This window comes from Lentzea pudingi, assembly GCF_014646255.1.
Taxonomy (GTDB): domain Bacteria; phylum Actinomycetota; class Actinomycetes; order Mycobacteriales; family Pseudonocardiaceae; genus Lentzea; species Lentzea pudingi.
Window position 1 is genome coordinate 89,012 of sequence record NZ_BMNC01000009.1, and the last position, 19,740, is coordinate 108,751.

At 66.9% G+C, this 19,740-nt stretch carries 22 protein-coding genes and 1 pseudogene; 13 read left to right on the forward strand and 10 right to left on the reverse strand.

What is annotated here, in order from left to right:
• Positions 1–58: 58 nt before the first annotated feature.
• A pseudogene (locus IEY88_RS45575) lies at positions 59–209 on the forward strand (DedA family protein); the annotation flags it as partial.
• A 373-nt stretch (positions 210–582) separates the two neighbouring features.
• Positions 583–1,098 carry a lytic polysaccharide monooxygenase auxiliary activity family 9 protein gene (locus IEY88_RS28300; protein WP_189157919.1) on the forward strand — a complete coding sequence of 172 codons (516 nt, stop codon included), beginning with the start codon at positions 583–585 and terminating at the stop codon, positions 1,096–1,098.
• Here the strand turns inward: IEY88_RS28300 and IEY88_RS28305 are convergent, their stop codons facing one another.
• From IEY88_RS28305 to IEY88_RS28325, 5 genes are read right to left on the reverse strand one after another with little or no spacing between them, the layout of a single operon-like run.
• Positions 1,099–1,506: a DnaJ family domain-containing protein gene (locus tag IEY88_RS28305; protein WP_189157920.1), complete on the reverse strand. Its 408-nt coding sequence runs from the start codon at positions 1,504–1,506 to the stop codon at positions 1,099–1,101.
• Positions 1,503–2,420 carry a prolyl aminopeptidase gene (gene pip / locus IEY88_RS28310; RefSeq protein ID WP_189157921.1) on the reverse strand — a complete coding sequence of 306 codons (918 nt, stop codon included), beginning with the start codon at positions 2,418–2,420 and terminating at the stop codon, positions 1,503–1,505. Before pip ends, IEY88_RS28305 begins: the two co-directional genes overlap by 4 nt.
• Positions 2,421–2,438: 18 nt before the next feature.
• A complete protein-coding gene (locus tag IEY88_RS28315; RefSeq protein WP_189157922.1) occupies positions 2,439–3,443 on the reverse strand; it encodes a hypothetical protein in 1,005 nt (334 codons plus the stop codon).
• 12 nt (positions 3,444–3,455) lie between these two features.
• Positions 3,456–4,655 (reverse strand): MFS transporter, encoded by a 1,200-nt coding sequence (locus IEY88_RS28320; RefSeq protein ID WP_189157923.1) that lies wholly within the window; start codon positions 4,653–4,655, stop codon positions 3,456–3,458.
• Positions 4,656–4,659: 4 nt separating this feature from the next.
• Positions 4,660–5,652 (reverse strand): ABC transporter substrate-binding protein, encoded by a 993-nt coding sequence (locus IEY88_RS28325; protein WP_189157924.1) that lies wholly within the window; start codon positions 5,650–5,652, stop codon positions 4,660–4,662.
• Between the two features lie 203 nt (positions 5,653–5,855).
• Here IEY88_RS28325 and IEY88_RS28330 point away from each other — a divergent pair, with 203 nt between their 5' ends.
• The 5 genes from IEY88_RS28330 (at position 5,856) to IEY88_RS28350 (ending at position 9,336) form a co-directional block, all read left to right on the forward strand.
• Positions 5,856–6,173 carry a hypothetical protein gene (locus IEY88_RS28330; RefSeq protein WP_189157925.1) on the forward strand — a complete coding sequence of 106 codons (318 nt, stop codon included), beginning with the start codon at positions 5,856–5,858 and terminating at the stop codon, positions 6,171–6,173.
• Positions 6,174–6,223: 50 nt separating this feature from the next.
• Positions 6,224–6,364 carry a hypothetical protein gene (locus tag IEY88_RS28335; protein ID WP_189157926.1) on the forward strand — a complete coding sequence of 47 codons (141 nt, stop codon included), beginning with the start codon at positions 6,224–6,226 and terminating at the stop codon, positions 6,362–6,364.
• Positions 6,365–6,427: 63 nt separating this feature from the next.
• Entirely contained in the window at positions 6,428–7,399 is a 972-nt protein-coding gene (locus IEY88_RS28340; protein WP_229693842.1) for a C40 family peptidase, read from the forward strand.
• A 222-nt stretch (positions 7,400–7,621) separates the two neighbouring features.
• Positions 7,622–8,608 carry a C40 family peptidase gene (locus tag IEY88_RS28345; protein ID WP_189157927.1) on the forward strand — a complete coding sequence of 329 codons (987 nt, stop codon included), beginning with the start codon at positions 7,622–7,624 and terminating at the stop codon, positions 8,606–8,608.
• A 164-nt stretch (positions 8,609–8,772) separates the two neighbouring features.
• Positions 8,773–9,336, forward strand: coding sequence for a LysM peptidoglycan-binding domain-containing protein (locus tag IEY88_RS28350; RefSeq protein WP_229693843.1), 564 nt, complete (start codon positions 8,773–8,775; stop codon positions 9,334–9,336).
• A gap of 92 nt (positions 9,337–9,428) precedes the next feature.
• Here IEY88_RS28350 and IEY88_RS28355 read toward each other — a convergent pair whose 3' ends face one another.
• Both IEY88_RS28355 and IEY88_RS28360 read right to left on the reverse strand, forming a co-directional pair.
• Positions 9,429–9,728: an iron-sulfur cluster biosynthesis protein gene (locus tag IEY88_RS28355; RefSeq protein WP_189157928.1), complete on the reverse strand. Its 300-nt coding sequence runs from the start codon at positions 9,726–9,728 to the stop codon at positions 9,429–9,431.
• A 302-nt stretch (positions 9,729–10,030) separates the two neighbouring features.
• Positions 10,031–10,675, reverse strand: coding sequence for a hypothetical protein (locus IEY88_RS28360; RefSeq protein WP_189157929.1), 645 nt, complete (start codon positions 10,673–10,675; stop codon positions 10,031–10,033).
• Positions 10,676–10,851: 176 nt separating this feature from the next.
• Here IEY88_RS28360 and IEY88_RS28365 point away from each other — a divergent pair, with 176 nt between their 5' ends.
• Genes IEY88_RS28365 through IEY88_RS28380 form a run of 4 tightly spaced genes read left to right on the forward strand, consistent with a single transcriptional unit; the run spans position 10,852 to position 14,812 of the window.
• Complete coding sequence (locus tag IEY88_RS28365; RefSeq protein ID WP_189157930.1) at positions 10,852–11,553, forward strand: VIT1/CCC1 transporter family protein; 702 nt, start codon at positions 10,852–10,854, stop codon at positions 11,551–11,553.
• A gap of 25 nt (positions 11,554–11,578) precedes the next feature.
• Positions 11,579–11,797 (forward strand): hypothetical protein, encoded by a 219-nt coding sequence (locus tag IEY88_RS28370; RefSeq protein WP_189157931.1) that lies wholly within the window; start codon positions 11,579–11,581, stop codon positions 11,795–11,797.
• Between the two features lie 7 nt (positions 11,798–11,804).
• Entirely contained in the window at positions 11,805–12,482 is a 678-nt protein-coding gene (locus tag IEY88_RS28375; RefSeq protein WP_189157932.1) for an HAD family hydrolase, read from the forward strand.
• Complete coding sequence (locus IEY88_RS28380) at positions 12,479–14,812, forward strand: glycoside hydrolase family 65 protein (protein ID WP_189157933.1); 2,334 nt, start codon at positions 12,479–12,481, stop codon at positions 14,810–14,812. Before IEY88_RS28375 ends, IEY88_RS28380 begins: the two co-directional genes overlap by 4 nt.
• Here IEY88_RS28380 and IEY88_RS28385 read toward each other — a convergent pair.
• The 3 genes from IEY88_RS28385 to IEY88_RS28395 all read right to left on the reverse strand — a co-directional run bounded on the left by IEY88_RS28385 (position 14,809) and on the right by IEY88_RS28395 (position 16,839).
• Complete coding sequence (locus IEY88_RS28385; protein WP_189157934.1) at positions 14,809–15,144, reverse strand: SgcJ/EcaC family oxidoreductase; 336 nt, start codon at positions 15,142–15,144, stop codon at positions 14,809–14,811. The genes IEY88_RS28380 and IEY88_RS28385 overlap by 4 nt on opposite strands.
• Before the next feature lies 1 nt (position 15,145).
• The gene (locus IEY88_RS28390; protein WP_189157935.1) at positions 15,146–15,847 is read right to left on the reverse strand and encodes an SDR family NAD(P)-dependent oxidoreductase; all 702 of its coding nucleotides are present in this window, start codon (positions 15,845–15,847) and stop codon (positions 15,146–15,148) included.
• A 107-nt stretch (positions 15,848–15,954) separates the two neighbouring features.
• Positions 15,955–16,839 (reverse strand): LysR family transcriptional regulator, encoded by an 885-nt coding sequence (locus IEY88_RS28395; RefSeq protein ID WP_229693844.1) that lies wholly within the window; start codon positions 16,837–16,839, stop codon positions 15,955–15,957.
• Between the two features lie 623 nt (positions 16,840–17,462).
• Between IEY88_RS28395 and IEY88_RS28400 the strand changes: the two genes are divergently transcribed.
• A complete protein-coding gene (locus IEY88_RS28400) occupies positions 17,463–18,890 on the forward strand; it encodes a helix-turn-helix domain-containing protein (RefSeq protein ID WP_189157937.1) in 1,428 nt (475 codons plus the stop codon).
• On the forward strand, positions 18,887–19,609 hold the full coding sequence (locus IEY88_RS28405; protein WP_189157938.1) for an MBL fold metallo-hydrolase: 723 nt from the start codon (positions 18,887–18,889) through the stop codon (positions 19,607–19,609). Before IEY88_RS28400 ends, IEY88_RS28405 begins: the two co-directional genes overlap by 4 nt.
• Positions 19,610–19,740: the final 131 nt, after the last annotated feature.

Here is a 19,740-nt window from a genome sequence, read left to right on the forward strand (position 1 = left end):
TAGCGGTGCGGTCCGGAACGTCGCCGGGGAATCCGCGGTCGGACGGGTACATCGTGGCGCCCGCCGCGTGTTCCAGGAACGCGGCGCGTGGGCGGTGTTCTTCGGCCGGTTCATTGCATCGCTGCGGATTCTCGCCGGGCATGAACCACGGCAAGTTCCTGGACGCCAACGCTCAGGGCGGCGTCGTGCGGGCGGGCCGCACGGCGGCTCCACATCGCTCAGCGACTCCGCCCCACCAGAGAGCCCGCGACTGCACGGCGGCTCCGGTTGAGACGCTGTCCTCACCCTCAGTCGCCGACCGCCGGGATCCCGGTCCTCGTCCCGGTCGCCTTCACCCGGACCGGGAACCCGCAGAAGCCGACGCCGGCACTCAGCTCCAAGCCCGAAGTCCCACAGAACCCAACGACTTCACCCACTTCGGCTTGACCACTTCGCAGCTGTACGAAGTCGAGCAGCAATCGCTTACCTGACTGATCTATCGACACGTCTTGTGGCCCCGCGATTACGCGCGGTATGGTCTAGACCTTCAATCGCCGCCGCGATGTAAAGGGAGTACGCACACATCAAGGCAAAGGAAGTCACATGAAGATCGGACGCAAGGTAACGGCCGCCATGGCCGGTGTTCTCGCTGCACCGTTGATCGTCGTGGCACTCCCCAGCGGCACGGCACTCGCCCACGGCTACATCAACTCACCGCCGAGCCGTCAGGCGCAGTGCGCCGCGCGCACCATCGCCTGCGGCAACATCCAGTACGAACCGCAGTCGGTCGAGGGCCCGAAGGGCCTGCAGAGCTGCCACGCCAACCTGTCGCAGTTCTCCGAGCTGAGCAACGACAACAAGGGCTGGCGGGTCACCAACACGGGCCGTTCGGTGACGTTCAACTGGACCTTCACCGCCCGCCACCGCACGCGTGACTACGACTACTTCGTCGACGGCCGCAAGGTCGCGACGTTCAGCGGCAACAACCAGCAGCCGCCGGCCACCGTGTCGCACACCGTGAACGTGGGCTCCCCCGGCAAGCACAAGGTCCTGGCCGTGTGGAACATCGGCGACACGGCGATGGCCTTCTACTCCTGCATCGACATCAACGCGAGCTGATCACTGCCCGCGTGAGGACCCCTTCCTCTCACGCAGCAGCTCGTCGACGTCGAACGGCATCAGCGTCAACGGCGGACCGGACAACGGTTTCCGCAGCGCGTCGAGGATCTCCGCGTTCATCTCCTCGATGATCGCGCGCGCCTCGGCGTCGGTCGTGGCCGCCAGGGCACGCGCCTTGGCGGTCTCGGCCCGCTTGCGCAGGACCAGGGAAGGGGGCAACCCTGCCGTGCCCTCTTCCTCCCGGACCTTCCTCTTGATCCACCAGTCCTCTTCGAGCGCCGTTCCCGCGCCGGGCAACGGTTTCCCGGCGCTCGGCAGGTCGTCGAACTCACCGCGTTCCTGAGCCTCGCGGATCTGCCTGTCGATCCACGACTCGAAGCCCGTTCCGGGCGGTTTCCGTCGCGTCATGGGGAGAACCTCCTGACCGCGGTCTCGATCGCCTCCCGGAACGCGGGGCTGCCCTTGTGGCCACTGTCGTCCACGAGGGTCAGCTCGGCGTCCGGCCACGCCCGCGCCAGCGCGTACGCGGTGTCCGCGGGGCAGCTCATGTCGCGCCGGCCGTGGACCAGCGCGGCCGGGATGCCGGCGAGCTTGCCGGCGCCGCCCAGCAGATCGTCGACGAAGCCGTTGTCCGCGTAGTAGTGCGCGATGATCCGCACGAGCGCGATCACGTCGTCGGACGCCCGGCCGGAGAACACGTCGGGCTGGCCGAAGCTTTCCAGCGACAGCACCGTGTCCTCCCACCGGCACCACTCGAGCGCCGCCTGCTCCCGCACGGCCCGGTCCGGGTTCTCCATCAGATCCGCGTACGCGCGCACTACGTCCGAAGCGTCGCCGACGTGCGCGCTGAACCTGGCCCAGGCCTCCGGGAAGAACCGCGAGACGCCCTTGTACAGCCAGTCGATCTCACGCGGCGACGACAGCGTCACCGCGATGAGGATCATCTCCGAGACCCGTTCCGGATGCCGTTGCGCGTAGGCGACCGCGAGCGTCGAGCCCCAGGAACCGCCGTAGAGCAGCCACTTCTCGATGCCGAGGTGCTCGCGGAGCTTCTCCATGTCCGCGATCAGGTGGTCCGTCGTGTTGACGCCCATGTCCGCGGCCGGGTCGCTCGCGTGCGGCGTGCTCCGGCCGCACCCGCGCTGGTGGAAGATCACGATGCGGAACTTCTCCGCGTCCAACGACCTCCGCGCGCCCTTCGACGGGGCACCGGGGCCGCCGTGGAGGAACACGGCGGGCTTGCCGCCGGGGTCGCCGACGGTCTCCCAGTAGACCTGGTTGCCGTCTCCGACGTCGAGCACGCCGTGGTCGTAGGGCTCCATGGAATCGAGCGTACCGAGCTACACCGACAAGATCTTCCAGGTCAGTCCGGCGTCGTCGGTCCGGTGGACCTCGGCGAACTCCTGGCCCGGACCGCCGCGCACCAGCGTGGCGTGGCGCGCGTCCGAGAACGCCAGGTCCTCGAACGGCGGCCCGCCGAGCGTGAGGGGCGTGTCCCACTTCGTGCCGGAGCCGCGGTGCACGAACGACCAGTCGCGTCCGGTCGCGGCCACGAGCGCCGCCTCCGGTGACACCGCGAAGCCCGTCGTGATGCCCTCGCGCGGCGGCACGCCGACGGTCTCGAAAGGCCCGCCCTCGGACTTGCGCAGCTCCTTCGTCATGTTCCCGAAACCGGGGTCGAAGCTGCACAACGCGTAGCGGTCGGCCCCGGCCGTGCCCAGGCGGGTCGCCGCGAACTCGGTGCACGGCGCCGGTTCCTCGAACCAACCCGCCGGAGACCGCGTCCAGTAGCGGTTCTCCACGCCGAACGTCGACAGCGAGACCTGACCGGCGGCGATCTCCCCGCGCGCCTGGCCCTTGACCTCGACGCCCGGCACCGGTTGCCACGAGCCGAACCACAGGTCGCGGTGGAACAGCCGTGACGACGTGCCGTCGTGGATCACGGCGAGGAACCCGGAGCTGTCGAAACCCAGTGCTCCCACGGTTCCCTTGATGCCGGACGGTTCCCAGCGGTTGCCACCGTCGGCGGTGACGAACAGCTGCTCGCCGTCGGTCACCATCCCGGCCGCGTCACTCGCGAACAGCACCCGCAGCCGGTCAGTCTCCGGTACGGACAGCGCCGGGGTCTTCACCCGCGTCCACGAGGCGCCGCCGTCGAACGTGCGGACGAGCTGCGGGCACCTCGCGGTCTGGCACAGGGTGTCGAGCCCCAGCACGAACCCCCGGTCAGCGGACGTCCACGACGTCGACGCGGGCACGACGCCGGTGCCCGCGTGCGCGACGGAAACGGTCAATCCGGTCAGCAGCACCGAAACAGCAAGAACAGCAATGCGTTTCCCCCACATCGCCTTCTCCCCTCAAGAGGCTGGTTCCCACTCAACACCTCTCGCCCGTGCAGCGGCAACTACCCACAACGCCACCAAAACCCCGGCGGCACCCGCGCAGACCAGGACCAGTCGCGGGCCCAGCACGTCGATGAGCAGACCACCGGCGAGGTACGACACGGCCGCGGCCACACCGATCCCGCCGTAGAAGTTGGCGAACACCCTGCCCGTCCGATCACCGGGGACGAGCCGCTGGATCAGCGTGCTGTGCGCGACGTCCATCGCCGCGATCCCCAGTCCCCGCACGGCTTGCAGGGCGAACGCCGACGCGACCCCCCACGCCAGCCCGGTGAACAGGTTGCCCGCGCTGCTGATCAGGAACCCCACGACGAGCAGCGTGACCATGCTCAGGCCCGCCGATCCCTTGGCCAGCAGCGCATAACCGAGCAGCAGTCCAACGCCGACCGCGCCGAGCACGACGCCGGCCACGCCGTCCGACTCGCCGAACACGCCCATCGTCAGCTGCAGCACCGCGACGTCGTCGATGGCGGTGCACGCGACGACACCGCAGAATCCGAGGAAGACGATCCGCAGCGCCCGGTTCCGCCAGATCTCGCTCACCCCGGCCTTCACGTCGGTGAACACCGTCTCCCCCGGCTCCGACGGCACGACGAGCTTCGGCAGGCGCAGCAACAACAACGCCGACAGACCGAACGACACCGCGTCCACGAGCAGCACGCCGCGGGTGTCGAGGAACTGCAGCAACAACGCGGCGAGGAACGGCCCGATGACGTCAGCGCTGTTGGAACCCAGGCCCAGCGCGGTGTTCGCCTGCGCCAGGTCCTTCTCCGCGACCAGGCTCGGTACCGCCGCCCGTGACGCCGGGATGAAGACCTGTCCGATCACGGCCCGCACGCCGACCAGCGCGAGCAGGACCGGCAACGGCGGCAGGGTGAACGCGATGACCGCCAGCAGCACGCCCTGCGCGACCTCGCACACGATCATCACGGTGCGCCGGTCGAACCTGTCGCTGATGACCCCCGTCAGCGGGCTGAGCAACGACGGCGCGAAGTCGCCCACGAGCAGCAGCGCCGCCACCGCGATGGCTTTCCCCAGCACGGACTGCACGTGCACCATCAGCGTGACGAGACTGAGGGCGTCCCCCACGACAGAAACGACCCGTGCGGTGCTGAGCACGCGCAACGGGCCGTTTTCCTTCAGAAGCGTCAGCACATGGCTACTTTGCCAACACCTGGTCGAGCTGGTCAGCCAATTTGTTCATGATCCCGGCGTAGGAGGAGTAGCTCAGCGGGGCGACCGCGTTCCACTCGACGAACCGGCCGGCCTGCACGGCGGGAAGGCCCTGGAAGACCGGGTGACCCTCCTTCATCTGCTCCGGGTTCAGCACGTGCTGGCGGGTGTCCCACATGATCACGTGCTCTTTGTACGTGCCGGAGTTCTCCCACGACAGCGACTGGAAGTAGCCGCCGCCCTCGGCGTCGGGCTTGTCCGGCGTGAGCAGCGGCAGGCCCAGTTCCTTGACGTACCAGTCGAGGTCGGGGTTGCGGGCGGGCACGGCGACGTAGAAGAGCTTCGGGTCCGCGCCGACCACCTGGATCTTCTGCTTCGCGGCCGTCATCTTCCCGCCGATGGCCTTCAACCGGTCGGCGGCCTTGGTGAACGCCTCCTCGTCGGCCTTCACCTCGGCGGAGTCGACGTCGGCGCCGAGAGACTTCGCGAGTTCCTTGAAGCGCTTGACCCCGTCCGGCAGCTGGATCTTCGACTGGCCGATGCCGACGGTCGGGGCGATCTTGGCGACCTTCTCCTCGAACTCGGCGGTGAGGTGCCAGAGCCCGGTGACCTCGGGGTAGTAGCCGGCGACGACCAGGTCGGCATTCAGCGCGGCGAACTTCTCGAAGTCGATCTCGCCGTAGCCCGGTCCCGTGACGTCGGTGACCTTGGCCGGGTCGATGCTGCCGGCCTCCGGGTCGGTCGTGCCGTCCGGGCGCTTGAGCGGACCGAACGTGCCGACGACGTTGATGCCGTAGTCCTTGAGGGCGCCCGCGGCGGACACCTGCGCGACGACGCGCTCGGGCCGTTTCGGTGCGGTGACCTCCTTACCGCGATCGTCCTTGAAGGACCACTGGCCACTTCCCTGCTCCGTGGGAGCGTTTCCACCGCACCCGGCCACTAGGCCGAGCAGCAGAACCGCGGCGACTGTCCTGCGCACCTGTCCACCTCCTGATTTAGGCATGCCTAACCTATCAAGAGACTGCGCAAACCCGTAATTCGCGGTAGCTGCCTCACCGTGCGGAACCACCCGGCGACCGACCGTCCACATCCGACTGGAAGAAACCCGGGGAAGCGTGTCGATTCCGGCCTCGCCGGTTCGACGTCCTTGCAGAAGGCAGGTTCGGAGATCGGAGGGTCGCCATGATCGCCACGCTCATCGCCACACTGGTCGAGGAGGACCACGCCGAGGACGACGGCGCCCTGGCGCCGGACGACCGCCTGACCTGCCACGTGCACGGCAGGTGGATCCACCAGTGCGTGTCGTCGCCCGTGCACGTCAACCCGGTCACGCGGCACCGCTGGTGCCGCGGCTGCGACTCCCCGCTGGGCGTCGTGGTCGACGAGCTCGCCGGTGCCGTCGCGATGCGCTGCCCCCGCTGCGGGTGCGGGGGGAGCGCCGCCACCGCCCGCCTGATCGCCGCGTGCCGTGCCTCGATCGAGGCACACCGGGCCGCCTGATCGGGTGACGGCGCCCGATCTGCCCCTTTTGCATTCTTTAGTCGCTCTTCGTGGCCGTTTCTTCACGCATCGCCACAGCAGCGGGAACGGCCCTCGTCACGGCCTTTCCCGCACTCGCCGACGAACTGGTGGACGTCGAGTCCGACTGTCCCCTGGTCGTCGCCGGGAGACCGCTCATCGAGTTCGACTGAACCTTTGCACCCGTTCGGCCGTACGCCTCCTCAGAAGCCGATTCCGACTCCTGAGGAGGCCGCGTGCCCGGCCGACGTGCAGCTAGGACGACCGCTCTTGCCGCTGTGATCGCCGCGACGGTGGTGTCGATGCCTTCGGCGCACGCACAGCCCGCCGACGACGCGCTCAAGGTCTACAACGACCTGACGCGGGAGGCCGAGAAGCTCAGCCAGGACCACCTCAAGGCGCAGGGCGACCTGGGCAGGGCGAACGGGATCGTGGTCGCCGCCACCGAGGCGGAGAAGAAGGCGCTGGCCGAGTCGGAGCAGTTCCGCGGCCAGGTCGACGTGCTGACGGAGGCGTCGTTCGAGGGCGCCCGGTTCACCAACCTGTCGGCGCTGCTCACGTCGTCGTCCCAGGTGGACTTCCTGGAGCGGATGCAGGCGATGAACATCATCGCCACCGACCAGAACGAGGCGGTGGAGCGGATGAACGCCACGCTCGCGGCGGCGCAGAAGGCCCGCACCGACGCCACCACCGCCGCGTCCGCCGCGGAGAAGCTCGCCGCCGACGTCTCCACCCGCAAGGTCGCCATGGACGCGCAGGTGTCCACCGCGCGGTCGAAGTACCAGTCGCTGACCAGGCCGCAGCAGCAGACGCTGGCGAGCACCGGACCCAAGGTGACGGTGAACGCGCCCGCGGGCGCGGCCGGCGCGGCCCTCAACTTCGCGATGAGCCAGCAGGGCAAGCCGTACGTGTTCGGGTCGAACGGACCGAACTCGTGGGACTGCTCGTCGCTGATGCAGGCCTCCTACCGGGCCGCCGGCGTGAGCATCCCGCGCGTCACCTACGACCAGGCGAAGGTCGGCCGCGGCGTGGGACGAGGCGAGGTCACGGCGGGCGACCTGATCATCTACTACTCCGGTCAGTCGCACGTGGCCATGGCCATCGACGGCACTCGGGCCGTGCACGCGTCGACCGAGGGCGTGCCGGTGAAGGTCGCGAACATCGACTCCATCGGACCCATTTCGGTGATTCGCCGGGTTGTCGGGTGACGCGTCTCTCCCACCCCGCGATAAACCCACGTGGACGACTGTGAGAGCGTGCGGGCCGGTGAACTGATGGGGACCCGGTGGTAGACGAGGGCAAGGTCATTCCGTAACCTGTCCGAGACCTTCGGCCCAGCAGTTAACCCACTCGGGGCACCCGCCAAGGTTGTCGTCTCACGCGGAGTAGTTCTCGCGGGGCGGCTGCCAGGAAAAAGGAGGAACCGCGACGTGGTGTCGCAACCCTCACGCCGCATCGTGCGTGGAGCTCTCGTAGCGACAGCAGCAGTTGTCGCGGCGGCACTCCCCACGGCGCCGGCCACCGCACAACCCAACGCCGCCGACGCGCTCAAGAAGTACAACGAGCTGTCCGAGCAGGCGTCCAAGCTCAACCAGGACCACCTCAAGGCCCAGGACGACCTGAAGGCCAAGCAGGGTCAACTGGAAAAGGCCAAGGGCGACCTCACCGCCGCGCAGCAGGCCGAGGAGTCTCTCCGCGGGCAGGTCGACCTCCTCACCGAGGCCACCAACTCCGGCGCGAACTTCAGCCAGATCTCCGCGCTGCTGGTGAGCGACTCGCAGCAGGACTTCCTCAACCGCATGTCGGCCATCAACATCCTCGCGGCCGACAACGCGGACGCGCTGCAGAAGCTGACCGACGCCGTCAACGCGGCCGACGCGGCGACGAAGTCGGCCACCGAGGCGACCGAGGCGTCGAAGAAGCTCCTCGCCGAGATGGACCAGAAGAAGGCCGATCTCGACAAGCAGCTCGCCGAGGCGCAGAACCAGTACCGCTCGCTCAGCACCACGGTGAAGAACCAGCTGGCCGCGTCCGGCGACATGTCGAACATCTCGGTTCCGGCGGGTACCGCGGGCCGTGCCCTGCAGTTCGCGCTGGGCGAGCGCGGCAAGCCCTACGTCTACGGCTCCAACGGCCCGAACTCGTGGGACTGCTCCTCGCTGATCCAGGCCGCGTACCGCTCGGCGGGCGTCTCCATCGGCCGCACCAGCTACGCCCAGGCGGCCGCCGGTCGTCCGGTGAGCCGCAGCGAGGTCAAGGCCGGCGACATCCTGGTCTACTACTCCAGCCAGTCCCACGTGGCGATGGCGGTGGACGGCATTCGCGCCGTGCACGCGTCGACCGAGGGCGTGCCGGTGAGGATCGCCGACATCGACTCGATCGGCCCGGTCACGGCCATCCGCCGCATCGAGGGCTGATCTCCTGCTCGTGCTGAACGCCTCCTGCCTGCGGGCAGGGGGCGTTTTTCACTCCCTCGGGTGCACGTGCGCTCCTGGCCCGGCGAGACGGTGGCGCCTTGGCTAGTTTGCGCTTCGGGCGCCGCCGGTTCGGGCGGCCGTCATCGTCCGAAGTGGAGCTTTGCGTGGACACCTTGCAAGCCGGGCAGGAACTCACCCGCGGCCAGCAGCTGACGAGCGCCAACGGGTACATGCTGACCCTGCAGTCCGACGGCAACCTCGTCCTGTCGGAGAACACCGGCACGGTGTGGGCCAGCGGCACCGACGGCAAGGGCGCGGTGCGTGCGGCGCTGCAGGCCGACGGCAACTTCGTGCTCTACACGAGCGAGGACAACGCCGTGTGGTCCACCGGCACCCAGGGCAACGAGGGCTCGCGCCTGGTCCTGCAGGACGACAGGAACCTGGTCGTCTTCGGCAGCGACGGCGGCGCCCGCTGGGCGTCCAACACCAACACCGACTCGCCGCAGGCCACCCCCGAGGCAGCCGCTCCGGCGCCCGTGGTCGAGGAGGCCCCGGCCGCACCCGCCGCCCCGGCCGTGCGGACCTACTCCGTCGAGGGCGGCGACTCGCTCTGGGCGATCGCCGAGCGCTTCTACGGCGACGGCAACCGGTACATGGAGATCGCGAACGCCAACGGCATCGCGAACCCGGACCTCATCCACCCCGGTCAGGTGCTGACCATCCCCTGATCTCGGGGTGCTCACCGGAACGGGCCGGGCTCCTCGTCGCTGAGGAGCCCGGCCCGTTCCGCATGCCGGGGTCCGGCCGAGCGTTCGCGGTCTCAGCCGGGCTGGTCCTGCCGCGCGATCGCGAAGGCCGGGTTGCCCTCGGCGTCCTGACGCACGTCGAGGACCTTGTCCTCCAGGTACTGCGCGGCCGCCGGCTCCAGGAGAACCTTGGCGCCCGCCGGGGCGGCCACCACCTCGTCGCCGTCGACGGCCTCGCTGAGCGACAGTTCCAGCGCCTGGCTCTCCTGCTCGGTGGCCAGGGCGAAACGCAGGCCGATGTCTTCCGTGGTGCCTTCTGTCTGCGACGTCAGCTCGTTGATGACCTCGGCGGCCATCGGCGTCACTTCGAGCATGTCGGCCCCTCACATCGGAAACAAGAAACTCGTCCGGTGTTCCCGAGGTGGGCGGGTTTCAACCGCTGTGGGGTGAAGTCGCAGGTAGAACGCCCGGTGGCGGGCGAAAAGCCGGGAATCGGGCCGAGCTCACGGGCCGCAGGCGGAACTGCCGAGCCCACAAGCCGCAGGCGACGTCAGCCTCGAGCCCCGAACCGGCACCGGCCTGCCCCCTTGACGCGACAGACGCGATCTCACGACACCACGCCCCTCCAGCACAGAGACGCCGTCGGCGCGGGCGCTCCCCCAGTACAACCGCCTCCCTAGGCGACGCGGTGCGCGGGCCGCGACACCTCGTTCCGCACGTGCCCGCAGGCCGAGCACACCCGCGGCACCGGGATGATCTCCGCGACCAGCCGCCACGAGTCGGCGAACGACGGCACCTCCTGCCCCGGCACAAGCAGGCTGTCGAGCACCTCCTGGCGGCGGCGCCCCTTCTCGCGGCTGCGCTCCACCGGGTCGCGCCGGTGGGCCAGCGCCCGGGTCTCCGCACGCGCCTGCCGCCCTTCCGACGACAGGCCTGTGCCGCGGCGCGGGGCGTTCAGCGCGGCGTTGCGGCGGTTCACGCGGTACCACTCGCCCAGGGTGACGCCCTGGAGTGGGGGCTTGGCGAGGGCGGCTCCGTCGGCCGTCCAGGTGCGCAGGCGGGCGCGCAGGAACTCGTGCGCCACCTGCGCGCGGGAACGGGGGCGGCCCTGGCGGGTGCCGTCCGGCTTCTTGTCGATGGCCACGAGCAGGGCGTCGACGCTCCAGCCCGCCTTGAACCACGGCTCGAGCAGGCGCCGCACCCAGCGGCGGTCGGCGTCGGCCCAGGACGCGCGCACGCACAGGGACTCGACGGCGACGTCCACGTCCGAGTTGGTGGACGGCACCACGCGGCCTGGCCAGCGGTTGGGTTCGATCTGCATCGGAAACTGACCTCCTCTAGCACGCACACGAACACCTGTTCGACATGCTGCCACGGGGGTCTGACAAAAAATGAACCTCCAGCCGCTGACCAGGCAGAACTCACCCGTTCAGCAGAGCGCCGTCCGTCACCCACAAGCCTCGTGCAGCGCCTCCACACGACCGCTAACCTGCGCAAATGACGCACCACGAGCCTCACGACGAGGTCACCGGCGATCGGATGAACTGGCTCCGGGCGGGCGTCCTCGGCGCGAACGACGGCATCGTGTCGACCGCCAGCCTCGTGGTGGGTGTCGCCGGTGCCACCACGGACCGCGCCCAGATCCTCGTGGCGGGCCTCGCGGGCCTCTTCGCGGGTGCGATGTCCATGGCGAGCGGTGAGTACGTGTCCGTCAGCAGCCAGCGCGACGCCGAGCGCGCCCTCCTCGCCAAGGAACGGCAGGAGCTCCGGGACATGCCCGAGGAGGAGCTCGAAGAGCTCAAGGAGATCTACGAGGGCAAGGGCCTCGACGAGGAGACGGCGGAGGAGGTCGCGAGGCAGCTCACCGAGCACGACGCGCTGGGCGCGCACGCGGAGGCCGAGCTGCACATCGACCCGGACGAGCTGACGAACCCGTGGGGCGCCGCCATCGCGAGCTTCATCTCGTTCACGATCGGCGCGCTCCTCCCCCTGGCCGCGATCGCGTACACCCCGACCAGCCTCCGCGTGCCGGTCACGGTCCTCGCCGCCGTCCTCACCCTCGCCCTGACCGGTTTCATCAGCGCGAAGCTCAGCGGCGCGGGCAAACGCCGGGCGGTCGTGCGCAACGTCGCGGGCGGCCTGATCGCCATGGGCGTGACGTACGCGATCGGCTCGCTGGTGGGTCAAAGCATCGGATAGGGCAGAACTGGGTATTGCCACGGACATGAGCGAAGAACGCGGCGCCTACGTCCCGCAGGACAGCGACAGCTTCGAGGCCCTCGACGAGGACAACCTGCAGCACGACCCGTTGGAGACCGAGCCGGAGGAGGGCTGGTCCGGGGTCACCAAGTACGGGATGACCGAGTACGAGCAGGCGCACCCGCGACCGCTCGATGAACGCCTCAAAGAAGAGCGCAGCGATGTCGGCGAGACGGGTGCATGATCGTCATATGAGCCTCGGCATCCCGGAGAAGATCACCGCGTTGCTCTTCGACCTCGACGGCGTGCTCACCAGCACCGCCGTGCTGCACCGGCAGGCGTGGCGGCAGACGTTCGAAGCCATGGGCCAGCCGTTCAGCGAACAGGACTACCTGGCGTACGTGGACGGCAAACCGCGCTACGACGGCGTCCGCAGCTTCCTCACCTCACGCGGCCTCACGCCGTCGGAGGACGAGGTCCGGCGCATCGGCGACCAGAAGAACGACCTGGTCAACACCATCATCGACGAACAGGGCATCACCCCGTACCCCGCGTCGGTCCAGTACGTCCAGGCGGCGAAGGAGGCCGGTCTGCCGATCGGCGTCGTCACGTCGTCGGCCAACGCCATGCGCGTGCTGCGGGCGGGCAACCTGCTGGACTACGTCGACGCGCTGGTGGACGGCAACGTCATCATCGCGTCGAACCTCCGGGGCAAACCGGCCCCGGACTCGTTCATCGAGGGTGCCCGGCGACTCAAGACGGCACCCGAGCACGCCGCGGTCTTCGAGGACGCGCTCGCGGGCGTGAAGGCGGGTCACGACGGCGGCTTCGGGTTCGTCGTCGGGGTCGACCGCGGTCACCAGGCGGACGCGCTCAAGGCAGGCGGCGCCGACGTGGTCGTCGACGAGCTCGACGAGCTGCTCTCATGAGCTACGCCGTCGAACCGTGGCAGCTGCGCTGGCAGGGCCTGTCGGTGGACCACCTGCACCAGACCGAGTCGACGTTCGCGCTGTCCAACGGCCACATCGGCCTGCGCGGCACGCTCGACGAGGGTGAGCCGCGCGGTCTGCCCGGCACGTACCTCAACGGTTTCTACGAGGAGCACGAGCTGCCGTACGGGGAGGGCGGCTACGGCTACCCCGAGGCGGGTCAGACCGTCGTCAACGTCACCGACGGCAAGATCATCCGGTTGCTGGTCGAGGACGAGCCGCTGGACATGCGGTACGGCGAAGCGATCGAGCACGAACGCACGCTCGACTTCCGCACCGGAACGCTGCGCCGCCGCACGGTCTGGGAGTCGCCGACGGGCCGGCGTGTGACCGTGCGCAGCGAACGGCTCGTGTCGTTCTCACAGCGGGCGGTCGCCGCGATCCGCTACGAGGTCGAGCCGGAGGACGACCTGCAGCTGGTCGTGCAGTCGGACCTGCTGGCCAACGAGCCGACCAAGAGCCGCAGCAACGATCCCCGCGTCGCCGCCGCGCTGGACTCACCGCTGGTCAACGACTTCACGATGGCAGAGAAGTCGCGGGCCGTGCTGTGCCACCGCACCAAGGTGTCCGACCTGCGCATGGCCGCCGCGATGGACCACGAGGTCTCGGTCACCCCGTCGGACAACGACCTGCACGACGGGCCGCGCACGGAGATCCGGGCGGAGGACGACCTGGCCCGCTTCACCGCGGCCGTCGACGTGCCCGCGGGCGGGCGCCTCCAGCTCACCAAGTACCTCGCCTACGGCTGGTCGGGGCAGCGGTCGACCCCGGCGTTGCGGGCCCAGGTGGAGGCCGCGCTGGCGGGAGCCTGCCAGACCGGCTGGGACGGGTTGCTGGCGGAGCAGAAGGCGTTCCTGGAGGACTTCTGGGAGGTCGCCGACATCGAGATCGACGGCGACGACGAGCTGCAGCAGGCGATCAGGTTCGCGTTGTTCCACATCCTGCAGGCCGGGGCCAGGGGCGAGACGCGGGCCATCCCCGGCAAGGGCCTCACCGGGCCCGGCTACGACGGTCACGCGTTCTGGGACACCGAGATGTTCGTGCTGCCGGTGCTCACCTACACGGTTCCGGACGCCGCCCGTGACGCGCTGCGATGGCGTCACTCCACTTTGGACAAGGCCCGCGAACGCGCGAAGGTTCTGGGGCTCAAGGGTGCCGCTTTCCCGTGGCGTTCGATCAACGGCGCCGAGTGCAGCGCCTACTGGCCCGCGGGCACGGCCGCGTTCCACGTGTCGGGCGACGTCGCGTACGCCGTGCAGCAGTACCTGAACGCCACGAACGACGAGGACTTCGACCGCGACCAGGCGACCGAGATCCTCGTGGAGACCGCTCGGCTGTGGCTGTCGCTGGGCCACCACGACCCGCACGACGGGTTCCGCATCGACGGCGTGACGGGCCCGGACGAGTACTCGGCGATCGTCGACAACAACGTCTACACCAACCTGATCGCCCAGCAGAACCTGTGGGCGGCAGCGGACGCCGCTGAGCGCAACCCGTGTGACGTCACGGAAGAAGAGATCGCGACCTGGCGCAGGGCCGCGGACGCGATGTCGATCCCGTACGACGAGATGCTGCAGGTGCACCCGCAGGCGGACAACTTCACCAAGCACGCGGAGTGGGACTTCGAGAACACCCCGGAGGAGAAGTACCCGCTGCTGCTGCACTTCCCGTACTTCGACCTCTACCGCAAGCAGGTCATCAAGCAGGCCGACCTGGTGCTCGCGATGCACGTGCGCGGTGACGCGTTCACCGACGAGGAGAAGGTCCGCAACTTCGCGTACTACGAGGCACGGACGGTGCGCGACTCGTCGTTGTCCGCGGGCACGCAGGCGGTGCTGGCGGCTGAGGTCGGGCACCTCGGGCTGGCCTACGACTACCTCGTCGAGGCGGCGTTCACCGATCTCCACGACCTGCACGAGAACGTCACGAACGGCCTGCACATGGCGTCCCTGGCGGGCGCGTGGACGGCGTTGGTGGCGGGGTTCGGCGGAATGCGTGACCACGGCGGCGAGCTCACGTTCGCTCCGCGGCTGCCGGAGCAGCTGAGCCGGTTCTCGTTCCGGATGTCCTTCCAGGGCACGAGGATCGGCGTGGAGGTGCGGGAGAACGAGGCGGTCTACCGGATCGTGGACGGCACGGAGCTGACCACGAGGCACCACGGGGAGCCGATCACGATCAGGAAGGACGCCCCGGTGACCATGCCGATCCCGAAGGCTCCCGACGTCGAGCGACCGAAGTCGCCGTTCGGCCGGGAGCCGCGCAGGCGTTAGGCGAGTCGGGAGACCTGGTAGTGCGCGATCAGGTCTCCCTTCACGAGCACGCTCAGGTACACGTTGATCGTCGGCCGGTCGGCGAACGAGAAATCGACGTTCACATAGCCGAGAACGAGATCGTCGGCCAGCCTTCTTGTTTCCAGCACCTTGTACTCGGCTTTCAGCCCAATGGGCTGGGAATCGTAGTACTCGGCGACCGCGGCCCTTCCCACACCATAGGGGTGGAGGCCCTGGAAAATGGCGTCCTCGGTGAAGACGGCCGCCACGCGCTCCGGTTCGTGCGCGTCGACGGCGTCCTTCCACCGGTCCATGACGTTCTCGATGACCATGTCAGTGCCCCGCGCTCTGGCCGCCGTCGACGTGCAGGATCTCGCCCGTGACGAAGCCGGCCTGTTCCAGGAAGGTGATCGCGTCGACCACCTCGGAGATCTCGCCGATGCGGCCGGCGGGGTGCAACCCGGCGAGCGCCTCGTGGGTCTCCGGGGCGTGCATCGGCGTCTTGATGATGCCGAGCGCGACCGTGTTGAAGCGGATGTTCCGCGCCGCGTACTCGACCGCGAGCGACTTCGTGACGGCGTTCAGACCGCCCTTGGTCAGCGACGCGAGGGCGGACGGCACCGCCGACAGCGCGTGGTCGACGAGGCTCGTGGACACGTTCACGACGTGACCGCCCCCGGTCTCCATCGCCTTGACGGCGCTGCGCGTGATGTCGAAGAACCCGACGAGGTTGGTGCCGGTGACGTCTGCGAAGTCCTCGTCGGTGTACTCCGTGAACGGCTTGGCGACGAAGATGCCGGCGTTGTTGACGAGAGCGTCGACGCGGCCGAACCGCGCCAGCGCCTCCTCGACGACCCGCGCGCCCTCACCGGGCTTCGAGAGGTCGGCGCGGATCGCGAGCACCTCGGGGTCGTCGGAAGCGCCGATGGAACGCGACACCGCGACAACCGAATAACCGAGCTTGCGATAGGCGGGAACGAGTGCCGCGCCAATTCCCTGCGACGCTCCCGTGACGATTGCCACCTTGCTGGTCATTTTCTTGCTCGCTTTCGAAGGAGGAGTAGCTGTTCTGACAGCCACAACAGCGCACTCCCGCTTCTGATTTCGCGGAATTGCGACCCCTTTCCTCCCTCGTGGGAGGCTCAGCCTCCCAGCGCACGGTAGGGGTCGTCCGAGGGCAGCCACGCGCGGTCCAGACCGAGGTCGCCCACGCTGCGCACGATGGCCTCGGCGGCCGCGATGACGTCCTCGCGCTCCTCGTCCTCCCGCCGCACGAGCGACCACGTCCACAGCACCTCGGGGTCGACGACGGGCCGTGCGACGAGGTCCGGCGGCAACGGCGTGGTCTGCCCCTTCGGCGAGTTCAGGACCGGCGTCGTGCACACCCGCACGTGGTCGAAGAACGCCGGCCCGGTGATCGCGCCGTTGTGGATGCGCCTCACCCGGCAGCCCGTGTCCCGTGCGAACTCTTCGGCGTAGTCGTTCCAGGACTGCCACGACGTCACGTCGTCGTCCACCAGCACCGCGATGTCCTTGGCCTTCACCGGACTCGTGTCCGTGCCCACCGCCACCGCGTAGAGCCGGTCGGCGCCGAGCAGCTGCGCCTTCAGCCCGAGCTGCGCGGCCTCGGTCCGGCGGATCCAGCACACGGCGAGGTCGAGGCTGCCGTCCGCCACGCGCGCCGCCTGCTGGTGCGACGGCACGACCCACGCGTCCACGTAGAGCTGCGCGACCCCGGCCGTGCGCGCGGTGAGGTCCGGCGGCAGCCAGTTGACGTACCCGATCCGCACCGGCCGCGACCCGGACAGCTGCCGCGCGTGCCGTTGCAGCTCGTCGGCCCGTTCGAGCAGCGCCCGCACCTCGGGGACCAGCGCGGCCCCGGCGGACGTCAACGCCACCGTCCGCCGATCGCGGGCGAACAACGGCACACCGAGGTCCCGTTCGAGCGCTTTGATCTGCTGCGACAACGACGGCCCCGCGATCAGCAGCCGTGCCGCCGCCCGCCCGAAGTGCAGCTCCTCGGCCACAACTAAGGCGCGTCTGATGAGGTTCCTGCATGGCCACTGACCTGGCAATACGTCCCACCGTCCCGTGACATCTTTCGGAACATCTGAGTCGGGCGTGTCCGACTGCTGTGCGGGTCGTGCCTCTTTGGGGGCGAAAGCCCAAGCGCACCAACGGTTTCCGCATAGCGGAGACGTGAGCAATTGGGTGCTATAGGCCCTACAACGCTGGTCGGGTGCCCCTACAGCGTAGGGGCGTAGCGGCGGCACGGTAGCGGCCTCAAACCCCATGTGACCTGGCATGTAGGCGCGTAGGGCCGGTCTCTGGCCGGACACCGTTTCTGCGGGAACGCACGCCCGGAAGCGTCCGACCGCAGTGTCGCGCCTGCGGGACCCTACAAACTGCAATTTGCAAGTGCGAGAAACCTGTGTGACCAGGGAGTACTCTGAAGTTCCGTTAGCGCTACTGAAGCTTATGAGGTGAGCGTCCTATCATGAACCCGACTCGCGGACATGGTGCCTCGACTCCTCGTGAGCGTCGGTGCACAAGATGCGACACGCTATTGGCTACAGATAACACGACGCGGATGTGTGGTCGCTGTCTTCGCGACTTTGGCGGACTCGATAAGCCGCCCGCCGGTTTGACGATGGAGTTCTTTCTTACCGACGAGATGTGCGCGGCCTTTGACAGTAACGACATTGGCGAAGTATTCAAAGCCTATCGACGACATAACCGCTTTCTAAAACTTTTGGGTCGGCCGCTCAGTCAAGAAGAATTCGGACGATGGCTAGGATTGAGCCAGACGGCAATCAGTCGAATCGAGACCGTCAAGCCGGAACAAACTCTTCGAGCACTTCGTGAATACGCGGAAGCACTGCATATCCCTAAAAATCTACTGTGGTTTGACTTTCCTGGCGAAAAACGGGCCGACGCCGTACGGAAGAAATTCGAAGAATCCAAAATCGCGTCTAACCTAGTACAGATTCCCCAAAATAATGTTGACAGGGTTCAATCCGAGTGGCTTGAGTCGGCGTACGAGTTTGCGGTACAGGGATACCGGGAATCCTCTGACGTCGAATTCGTCAGGCTGGCTGCACAAGAGTCAGCCAACTACGGATTGAGGCACACCGTGGCCGAACTCCATTTTGAAACTCTCGAACAAATTGAAGAAGAAGTTCGGAAGCTAAGTTCAGACTTCATCTCAAAAGATCCCCTCGACACGTTCAACAGAAGTCGCCGACTCCGGAACGATATTTTCATTCTGCTCGAACGAAAGCACCTGCCCCGGCAGGAGCAACTGCTCTATGCTTTTGGTGCTCGCACATTGGGTTACCTTGCGGGTGCATCAAGTGACTTTTACGGCCTCTATGATTCGGCGGCTGATCACCTTCGCTTGGCCCGACAGTTTGCGGCTGCTTCAAACTCTTCCGAGGTTCACTCTTGGGTTCTTAGTCTTCAATCTGCTAACACGTTCTGGACGAACAACTGGACGAAGGCCGCAACCTTTTCAGAGCGCGCACTGAAAGTAGCAGTTACCAAATCTGGATTTTTGCGAGCTACTTCTATGCATGCCCGCGCACTGGCACGCTTGGGCGATATTGAAAGCCTAAATTCACTCGTGCGAAATTCGGAAGAGAACCCGATCGACGGAAAGACTGACGACGAACAGGGCATGATCCTCTTTACGGAGTCGAATCACCTGAGATGCGTTGGAACGGCCTACCTTTGGGCCGGTGAATACACGCGGGCGAGTGAACAGCTGGCGCAGGCACTGAATCGCTATCTATCAGATTCACCAGAAAACTTCGCCATCATTGCGACCATACGCGCTGACATCGCAACGTCGTATGTACATCAGGGCGATATCAAGGCCGCAGTTGACGCTGTAGCTCCCCTTCTCGAACTGTCGCCCGGATATCGGCTCGAAGGCGCTGTTCGAAGACTGCGCGAACTGCAATCGCCGCTGACCGATTCGCCTTTCGGGCAATCGCAACAAGCAGGTGAGCTATTGAGCAATATTTCCACATTCGTCAACAGCGCTGCTCCCAAACCAGATCCTGAGGCGAATCGATGAATCTGAGGGTTCTTGGCTGCGCCACGCCATTTCCGCGCCGTAACGAACCGTGCTCAGGCTACCTGATTTCAGCAGGGAGATCGACCTTACTACTAGACTGCGGATCAGGCGTCTTTGGTGAACTAATTGAGTGCATAAATCCCAATGACCTTTCGGCAATTTGGATTTCGCACCTACATCCAGACCATTTTGCGGACATGCCAGCCGTCGCAAATTGGGCGTTGAATACGGATGACGCCAAGAAGATTCGCGTCTATGGCCCGGAAGGTTGGGACAGAAGACTCGACTACTTCCTTTCAGGAGATGAGGGGAGTGGTTTGTCGAAGTCAATCTTCGAAGTCGGCTACATCGCAGACGGCATGGTTGTCGACATTGGTCAACTCCAGGTAACTAGTCACGCAGTTCGCCATTCTGTTTTGACTTTTGGCGCACGAATCGAATCTAACGAAGGATCGATCGCCTATTCAGGAGACACGGGTCCGTGTGAGGCTTTGGCGGATCTCGCGTCCGGAGTTGATTTACTTCTGTGCGAAGCTGGGGCAGAGAAGGAATCCGAGTATCACCTCACGGCACAACAGGCGTATGACCTAGCCGTCTCAAGTCATGTGGGAAGACTTCTGCTAACGCATGTTCCTAGCGAGCAGAAGAATAGCGATTTGACTAAGTTCGATGCGCTACCCGTGGAGTTGGCGCGTCCACGTACGAAGTGGATTATCTGAAGAACAGATCAGTCGGCGCCCGCTATTCGCGGCTTTTAAGTCAGGACTTACATTGATTCAGCCCAAGCGACTGCGACTGCACCCGCCGCCGCGATAAGGTCACGCGTGACCTGTAAACCCCCGTCGTTGAT